At 65.8% G+C, this 7,237-nt stretch carries 8 protein-coding genes and 1 pseudogene; 3 read left to right on the top strand and 6 right to left on the bottom strand.

Going from position 1 to position 7,237, the window contains the following annotated elements; all coding sequences use genetic code 11:
* Positions 1-403 (top strand): annotated as a pseudogene (locus tag EOA24_RS21775) (arginase family protein); the annotation flags it as partial.
* 18 nt (positions 404-421) lie between these two features.
* On the opposite strand, the gene EOA24_RS21780 reads toward EOA24_RS21775, so the two are convergent.
* The 5 genes from EOA24_RS21780 to EOA24_RS21800 form a co-directional block, all read right to left on the bottom strand.
* Positions 422-832, bottom strand: coding sequence for a hypothetical protein (locus EOA24_RS21780; protein ID WP_126082747.1), 411 nt, complete (start codon positions 830-832; stop codon positions 422-424).
* 3 nt (positions 833-835) lie between these two features.
* Positions 836-1,711, bottom strand: a complete 876-nt coding sequence (locus EOA24_RS21785) for an aldose 1-epimerase family protein (RefSeq protein ID WP_126082748.1) — start codon at positions 1,709-1,711, stop codon at positions 836-838.
* A 176-nt stretch (positions 1,712-1,887) separates the two neighbouring features.
* Entirely contained in the window at positions 1,888-2,604 is a 717-nt protein-coding gene (locus tag EOA24_RS21790) for a Bax inhibitor-1/YccA family protein (RefSeq protein WP_126082749.1), read from the bottom strand.
* A gap of 35 nt (positions 2,605-2,639) precedes the next feature.
* On the bottom strand, positions 2,640-3,413 hold the full coding sequence (locus tag EOA24_RS21795) for an anti-sigma factor (RefSeq protein ID WP_126082750.1): 774 nt from the start codon (positions 3,411-3,413) through the stop codon (positions 2,640-2,642).
* Positions 3,410-3,931, bottom strand: a complete 522-nt coding sequence (locus EOA24_RS21800) for a sigma-70 family RNA polymerase sigma factor (RefSeq protein WP_189343135.1) — start codon at positions 3,929-3,931, stop codon at positions 3,410-3,412. Before EOA24_RS21800 ends, EOA24_RS21795 begins: the two co-directional genes overlap by 4 nt.
* Before the next feature lie 149 nt (positions 3,932-4,080).
* On the opposite strand from EOA24_RS21800, the gene EOA24_RS21805 reads away from it, so the two are divergent.
* Together EOA24_RS21805 and mazG are read left to right on the top strand one after the other, a co-directional pair.
* Complete coding sequence (locus EOA24_RS21805) at positions 4,081-5,265, top strand: amino acid aminotransferase (protein ID WP_126082752.1); 1,185 nt, start codon at positions 4,081-4,083, stop codon at positions 5,263-5,265.
* An 80-nt stretch (positions 5,266-5,345) separates the two neighbouring features.
* Complete coding sequence (mazG, locus tag EOA24_RS21810) at positions 5,346-6,170, top strand: nucleoside triphosphate pyrophosphohydrolase (RefSeq protein WP_126082753.1); 825 nt, start codon at positions 5,346-5,348, stop codon at positions 6,168-6,170.
* An 8-nt stretch (positions 6,171-6,178) separates the two neighbouring features.
* On the opposite strand, the gene hflX is transcribed toward mazG, so the two are convergent.
* The coding region (gene hflX / locus EOA24_RS21815; protein WP_127410052.1) for a GTPase HflX at positions 6,179-7,237 on the bottom strand (1,059 nt) is incomplete at its 5' end.

Here is a 7,237-nt window from a genome sequence, read left to right on the forward strand (position 1 = left end):
GTGCAGGTCGGCCTGCGCAGTCGGCAGCGCACGTCTCGCGGAAATCGAAGCGGCGCGGCGCTATGGCAGCCGGTTCGTCACAGCGCGCGAGGTTCACGCCCACGGCGTCGAAGCTGCTTTGCAGCACATTCCGGAAGGAGCGCGTGTCGTCGTCACCCTAGACTGCGACAGCCTCGATCCCTCGATCATGCCGGGCGTGGCGGCGCGCACGCCCGGCGGCGTCAACTATACACAAGCGACCGACCTGATCGCGGGCCTCGGCAAGCGGGCCAGGATCGCGGGGTTCGACCTCGTTGAACTCTACCCACCCGCCGATATTGACGGCCTGTCGGCGCTGACCGCGGCGCGGCTTCTCGTCAATGCGATAGGTGCGATCGTGCGGCAGCCACGCTGGGAGGGCTAGCATCGGAAGAAGCCGGAGCTAGAAGAACCGTTCGAGAAATGCCGCCGTCACGTCCGAGATGCCGACGATCTTGTTCGTCGCCTGGCGGTAGAATTTGAAATTGAGCTCGATCTCGGGCCGGCCGTCCTTCCAGTCCCTGAAGCGCTTGAGCTCATTGCGGCCCAGCCGTTTCGTCGCCAGGGCGGTACGGCGGACTGAGACACTGACCCGCGGCGTCTGCCGTTCGAGATCGGGACGCCTGGGTGTGGCCTCCGATGAGGTCACGACGCCGCGCGCGATCAGCCCCTGCCCGCCTTCGTTCTCGCTGGCGAACAGGAAGATGACGTCGCCTTCCGCAATGCGCTTGCCGCCATACATGGTTTTCTGGGCGGCGAAGACGAAGGTTTCCGCCTGCGGGTCCTCGATCTCGGCCTTGATCGCGTACGCCATTGCCTACGGTTCCCGGCTGAGGCCGATCCGGTAGCTCAGGACGCGCCGGGTACCCGGCTCGATCAGCATGACGCCAGGCTTGCCGGTGAACTCGCCGTCGAAATCGACGGGACTGGCGATGCCGTGCCAGGGCTCGATGCACAGGAAAGGCGCGCCGCCGGGCTTGGACCAGATGCCCAGCTCGTTGAAGCCCTGCCATGACATCTCGATCGCCGGCCCGCGCTCGGCGGCGTAGCGCACGCTGTTGCTCACCGGCTTGTCGAGAATGACGGCGTCGTCGACGAACAGTTTTTCGGACAGCGGCAGCGTCTTTCCCTGGATGGGCGTCGGTTGCGGGGCCGGCAGCAGCAGGCCGTCCTTCAGGCGGCGGACCGGCGCCGGCTCATTCTTGGCGAAGGTCAGCCGATAGGCTTCCTTGGGCAGTTCCGGCAGCAGCGGCCAGTTGAACGCCGGATGCGCGCCGATCGAGGCCGGCAGCGGCTCGTCGCCGGTATTGGTGATCTCGAAGGTCACGCCAAGCTGCCGGGACGTCAGCTCGTAGCCGATGGCCAAGCGAAAGGCGAAGGGGTAGTGCGTCCGCGTTTCGGCGTTATCCGACAGCACCAATGTGCAGGAGGTCGGCCCCTGCTCCGCCCAGGCAAAGCGCCGGTCGCGGGCAAAGCCGTGCTGCGTCATCGGATAGGTTTGGCCGCGATGGCGGAGCTGATCGCCCTTCAGGCGGCCGACGATCGGGAACAGGACCGGCGAGTGGCGCCGCCAGGCGGGGCCTGCCTGCCACAGAAGCTCGGTGCCGTCGCCATCGCGCAGCGAGACCAGCTCGGCCCCCTGCCCGACGATGGTCGCCGAGATCCCCTCAGCGTTAAGCGTCACCTGTTCCATTGCGTCCTCGCGGTTGGCTGGTTGGGCCGGCAGGCTAGCAAAAGGCCGCGCGTGAACTCAAGCTCGGCAGGCAGATCCACCTTGGTCGTGGACGCTTTGGGCGCGGTCGACAAAAACGGCCGGAGGTTTCCCTCCGGCCGCGCCGAGGTCAGCAGTGTTGCCTGCTACGGCCCGGACTATTCGCGCTCGCCGGTGAAATTCAGGAGCAGCTGGAAGATGTTGATGAAGTTCAGATAAAGCGAGAAGGCGCCGAAGACGGCGAGCTTCTGCTGCGATTCGGCATCGAAATTCTCGGCATACTGCTCCTTGATGGTCTGCGTGTCCCAGGCGGTGAGGCCGACGAAGACAGCGATGCCGATCACCGAGATGGCGAATTGCAGCGCGGTCGAGCCGAGGAACAGGTTGACTAGGCTTGCGATCACCACGCCGATCAGGCCCATGATCAGGAAGGACGAGAACTGCGTCAGGTCGCGCCTGGTCGTGTAGCCGTAGAGGCTGGTGGCGCCGAACATCGTGGCGGCGATGAAGAAGGTGCGCGCGATGCTGGTCGAGGTGAAGACCAGGAACACCGAGGCGAGCGACAGGCCCATGACGGCGCAGAAGGCCCAGAACATCGTCTGCGCGCTCGCGGCCGACATGGTCTGCATCTTGAAAGAGAAGAGCATGACGAAGGCGAGCGGCGCCAGCATCACCACCCATTTCAGCGGGCTGGAGAAGATCGGCACGTAGAGCGCCGGTGTCGAGGCCACGAAGAAGGCGACGAGGCCTGTGACGACGAGACCGAGGCCCATATAGTTGTAGACGCGCAGCATGTGCTTGCGCAGGCCCTCGTCATAGACGGCTCCGGCCTGGACGCCGGCGCCCATTCGGTATCCCAGATTGGGGCTGTTCATCAGGTTCTCCTTGGTTCTCAGTAGAGGGTCTGTTTTCAGTAGAGAGTTCTGGCGAGTTTTTCGGCGGCACGGTCGAGGCTGCGGGCGTCGCCGCGGCCGACCACCGCATAGGCGACCTCGCCGATCTGGAAATAGGCGGTTGAGATGTCGTCGGCGGGCGCGACCGTCGGCTTCACGACGTCGAACGTGCCCGGCCTGATGGCGAACAGCGAGACGAGGCCGAGGTCCCTGGTCTGGACCGCCATCTCGACGCTCGGCCCGAATTGCGAGGGATAGACCTGGACGTCGCGGATCTTCCAGTCGTCGGGCAGCGACGGCATTACGATTGCGGTGGCCGCGCGGATCTCATCGGCATCGTAGCCCGGCGCTTCCCGCTGCGAGGGCATCGTCTCGCGCATCAAGGTCGTCCGGTGCGCTCTCACCGCATCCTCGACATAGGCCGGTGGCTGCGTCGAGGCGACCACCTTGGTCACCGCGATCGGCCCGAAAATGCCGTTGGCAAGCCAACCCGCCGCGACCAGCACGGCCGCGGCGGCGGCGCGCTGCAGCACGATAAGCATCCGCCCCCTGGCAAGGGCTCTTTCCAGCCGCCGCGCCGCTTCGGTCGTGGCCGGACGCGCCGTGCCGACGGGGCCGGCAAGCGCGACGCGCAGTTCGTCACGCGTCCTCAGGTCCGACATCACGCGCGCCGCCGCTTCCGGGCGCGCGGCGAGGTGCGCCTCGACCTCGATGCGGCGGGCGACATCCAGCTGGTCGTCTACATAGGCGTCGAGATCGGCATCGGTTACGGGGTCGACAATGACGGTCATTGATCGTCTCCCACGATCCTGAGATGCGGCCTGGCTTTCTGCGGCGCGCCCTCCTCCATCTCGCGCAGCGCGGCGCGCGCGCGGCCGATGCGCGACATCAAGGTTCCGAGCGGCACGCCGATGACTTCGGCGGCCTGCTGATAGGAAAGCCCCTCGATGGCGACGAGATGGAGCGCGGAGCGCTGTTCCTCGGGGAGCGAAAGAAACGCTTCCCGGACCTGCGACAGGCGCACGGAATGGTCCTGCGAGGCCGGCACGCTCTGGTCGGTGACGAGGCCGGCTTGTTCGATGCGCGCCGTCTCGGAGCGGCGCGAGCGCATGCGGTCGATGAAGACGTTGTGCACGATCGCCAAGAGCCAGGCGCGCAGATTGCCGTCGGAGCGAAAGGTCGCGCGCCGCTCATAGGCGCGCACCAGCGCGTCATGGACGAGATCCTCAGCATCGGTGCTGTCGCGCGTCAGCGAGCGCGCATAGCGCCGCAGCGATCCCAACTGCCCGACAATTTCGAAGCGTGCCATAGACCGTTTCATGCCCTGTTTACGAAGCCTGTAGGGGATTTAATCCCCCTGCCCGGCATTTTCTTTATGCATCGCCGGCGCGCTGAGGAAACCGCTGGCGCGGCGGGGGCTATTTGCGTATCACTCCGCCGCCATTGGAGTCCTTTTCGATGTTCGAGACCCTGCAGCCCGCACCCGCCGACAAGATCCTTGCCCTGATCGGCCTCTACCGCAGCGATCCACGTCCGGGCAAAGTCGACCTCGGCGTCGGCGTCTACAAGGACATCGAGGGCAGGACGCCGGTAATGCGCGCCGTGCGCGAGGCCGAGAAGAGGCTGCTGGCGAGCCAGGACACCAAGACCTACCTCGGCCTTGCCGGCGACACCGGCTTCAACGCCGCCATGATCAAGCTCGCCTTCGGCGAAAAGGCCGATCATTCGCGCATACGCGCGGCTCAGGCGCCGGGCGGATCCGGCGCGCTCAGGCTGGTGGCAGAGCTGCTGCAGCGCACGCGTCCCGGCGCGACGGTGTGGCTTTCCGACCCGACCTGGCCGAACCATCCGCCCGTGATGCGGGCCGCCGGCCTTGAGGTTCGCAACTATCCCTATTTCGATGCCGCCTCCGGCGCTGTGCGCTTCGACGAGATGCTGGCAACGCTCAGGACGGCCAACAGCGGCGACGTCGTGCTGCTGCATGGCTGCTGCCACAACCCGACCGGCGCCAATCTCGACGCCGCGCAGTGGGCGAAGGTCGCGGACGTTCTCCTGGAGCGCGGCCTGCTGCCTTTCGTCGACATCGCCTATCAGGGATTTGGCGAGGGCCTGGACGCCGATGCCGCGGGTCTGCGGCTCTTGGCCGACAAGGTGCCGGAGATGGTTGTCGCTTCGAGCTGCTCGAAGAATTTCGCCGTCTATCGCGACCGCGTGGGTGCTGCGATGATCATGGCCAAAGACGGCGCGCAGGCCGATGTGGCGATGAGCCAGGTGCTGGCGGCGGCGCGGGCGCTTTATTCGATGCCGCCGGATCATGGCGCCGCGGCGGTGCGCATGGTGCTGGAAGACGCCGGCCTGAGGAAGGACTGGGAGACGGAGCTCGAGGAGATGCGGCTGCGGATGCTGAGGTTGCGCGTCGCTTTTGCCGAAGCATTGCGCCGGCAGTCCAACTCGGATCGCTTCGATTTCGTCGCCAGCCATCGCGGCATGTTTTCCAGGCTTGGGCTGACGGAAGCACAGGTGGAGCGCCTGCGCACCGATCACGCCGTCTACATGGTCGGCGACAGCCGCATCAACGTCGCCGGCCTGCCGGAGGACGGCATGGACGATCTCGCCAAGGCGATTGTCTCAGTGCTCGACTGAAGGCCGCGACAGCTGTGGACAAGTCACGCCGGCGAGCCGCCGGGATGGCCGACTTGCGGGCCGCGCGCTAGCTTGAGGCCATGAAGCCCTCGAAAGACATTTCCCGGCTGATCGAGATCATGGCGGCGTTGCGCGCGCCGAAGACCGGCTGCCCGTGGGATATCGAGCAGAACTTTTCGACCATCGCGCCCTACACGATCGAGGAAGCCTATGAAGTGGCCGACGCGATCGCGCGCGGCGATTTCGACGACCTGCGCGAGGAACTGGGCGACCTATTGCTGCAGGTCGTCTACCACGCGCAGATGGCCGAGGAGATCGGCGAGTTCGCTTTCGGCGATGTGGTCGAGGCCATCACCACCAAGATGATCCGCCGCCATCCGCACGTCTTCGGCGATGAGAAGGCGCGCAGCGCCGGCATGGCCAAGGGCATGTGGGAGAAGATCAAGGCTGAGGAGAAGGCTGAAAAGCGCAGTGCCCGCATCGCGCGCGGGCTCGATCCGGAGGATCACGGCAAGGGTTTTCTCGACAGCGTTCCGGTGGCGCTCCCTGCCCTGACACGCGCGCTCAAGCTGCAGGAGAAAGCAGCGCGCGTCGGCTTCGATTGGAGCGAGGCAGCCCCCATCCTCGACAAGATCGAGGAGGAAATCGGCGAATTGCGCGAAGCGCTCACCACGGGGGATGCCGCGCCGATCAAGGACGAGTTCGGCGACATGTTGTTTGCCATCGTCAATCTTGGCCGCCATCTCAAGCTCGATTCGGAAGCGGCGCTCAGCGGCACCAATGAAAAGTTCCGCTCCCGCTTCCACTATGTCGAGCAGGCCGTGGCGGCTTCGGGCGGTTCGCTGGAGAAGGCGACGCTCGACGAGATGGAAGCGCTCTGGCAGCAGGCCAAAAGCGCCAAGTAATCAGCCGGTTAGCTATCGTTCTTGCGATGCAGCCGGCTCTCGATCTCCTGCCGGGCGCTATGCGTGGCCGTGAGCGAGAGAGTGACGCTGCCGTCCTCATTGTCGGTGCGCGAAACGATGTCGCCGTTGCGGTACAGCCAGTCGACCTGGCCGAGCTGGGCCGGGCTCAACGTCACCGTCATCGTCTCCAGCTCGCCCGACACCCGCGTCTCGATCAGCGCTTTCAGCGTGTCCAGTCCCTCGCCGGTCACCGCCGAAATGGCGATCGGCGGTGACTTGCCGCTCGCTCCCTCCGCAAGCAGCCGCTCGCGATTGCCCTCGTCGAGCAGGTCGATCTTGTTCCAGACCTCGATCACGCGGTTCGTGTCGGCGGCGTCGACGCCGAGATCGGCAAGGATGCGTTCGACATCCTCAGCCTGGGCCGCCGTGTCCGGATCGGAGATGTCGCGCAGATGCAGCACCAGATCGGCCTCGACGACCTCTTCCAGCGTCGCCCGGAAGGCGGCCACCAGATGCGTCGGCAGGTCGGAGATGAAGCCGACCGTATCCGACAGGATGATCGGCGTGCCGTGCGGCAGCCGCACGCGCCGCAAGGTGGGGTCGAGCGTGGCGAACAGCATGTCCTCGGCCAGCACCCCTGCCCCGGTCAGCCGGTTGAACAGCGTCGACTTGCCGGCATTGGTGTAGCCCACGATCGCCACCACCGGAAAAGGCACCTTCTTGCGCTTGGCGCGGTGCAGGTCGCGCGTGCGCCGCACCGTTTCCAGCTCGTGCTTCAGCTTGGTGATCTTGTCCTGCAGGATGCGGCGGTCGGATTCGATCTGGGTTTCACCGGGGCCGCCGAGGAAGCCGGCGCCGCCGCGCTGCCGCTCGAGGTGGGTCCAGCTGCGCACCAGCCGACCCTTCTGGTAGTTGAGATGCGCGAGCTCGACCTGCAGCGTGCCTTCCTTGGTGCGCGCCCGCTCGCCGAAGATCTCGAGGATCAGCCCGGTGCGGTCGAGCACCTTGGCATTCAGTTCCTTTTCGAGATTGCGCTGCTGCACCGGCGTCAGCGGATGGTCGACAAT

This window comes from Mesorhizobium sp. M2A.F.Ca.ET.039.01.1.1, from assembly GCF_003998035.1.
Taxonomy (GTDB): domain Bacteria; phylum Pseudomonadota; class Alphaproteobacteria; order Rhizobiales; family Rhizobiaceae; genus Mesorhizobium.

What these genes read in the sequence shown, in the direction of transcription:
- EOA24_RS21780 (WP_126082747.1), bottom strand. Translation starts at nt 832, where the DNA reads ATGGCGTACGCGATCAAGGCCGAGATCGAGGACCCGCAGGCGGAAACC.
- EOA24_RS21785 (WP_126082748.1), bottom strand. Translation starts at nt 1,711, where the DNA reads ATGGAACAGGTGACGCTTAACGCTGAGGGGATCTCGGCGACCATCGTC.
- EOA24_RS21790 (WP_126082749.1), bottom strand. Translation starts at nt 2,604, where the DNA reads ATGAACAGCCCCAATCTGGGATACCGAATGGGCGCCGGCGTCCAGGCC.
- EOA24_RS21795 (WP_126082750.1), bottom strand. Translation starts at nt 3,413, where the DNA reads ATGACCGTCATTGTCGACCCCGTAACCGATGCCGATCTCGACGCCTAT.
- EOA24_RS21800 (WP_189343135.1), bottom strand. Translation starts at nt 3,931, where the DNA reads ATGGCACGCTTCGAAATTGTCGGGCAGTTGGGATCGCTGCGGCGCTAT.
- EOA24_RS21805 (WP_126082752.1), top strand. Translation starts at nt 4,081, where the DNA reads ATGTTCGAGACCCTGCAGCCCGCACCCGCCGACAAGATCCTTGCCCTG.
- mazG (WP_126082753.1), top strand. Translation starts at nt 5,346, where the DNA reads ATGAAGCCCTCGAAAGACATTTCCCGGCTGATCGAGATCATGGCGGCG.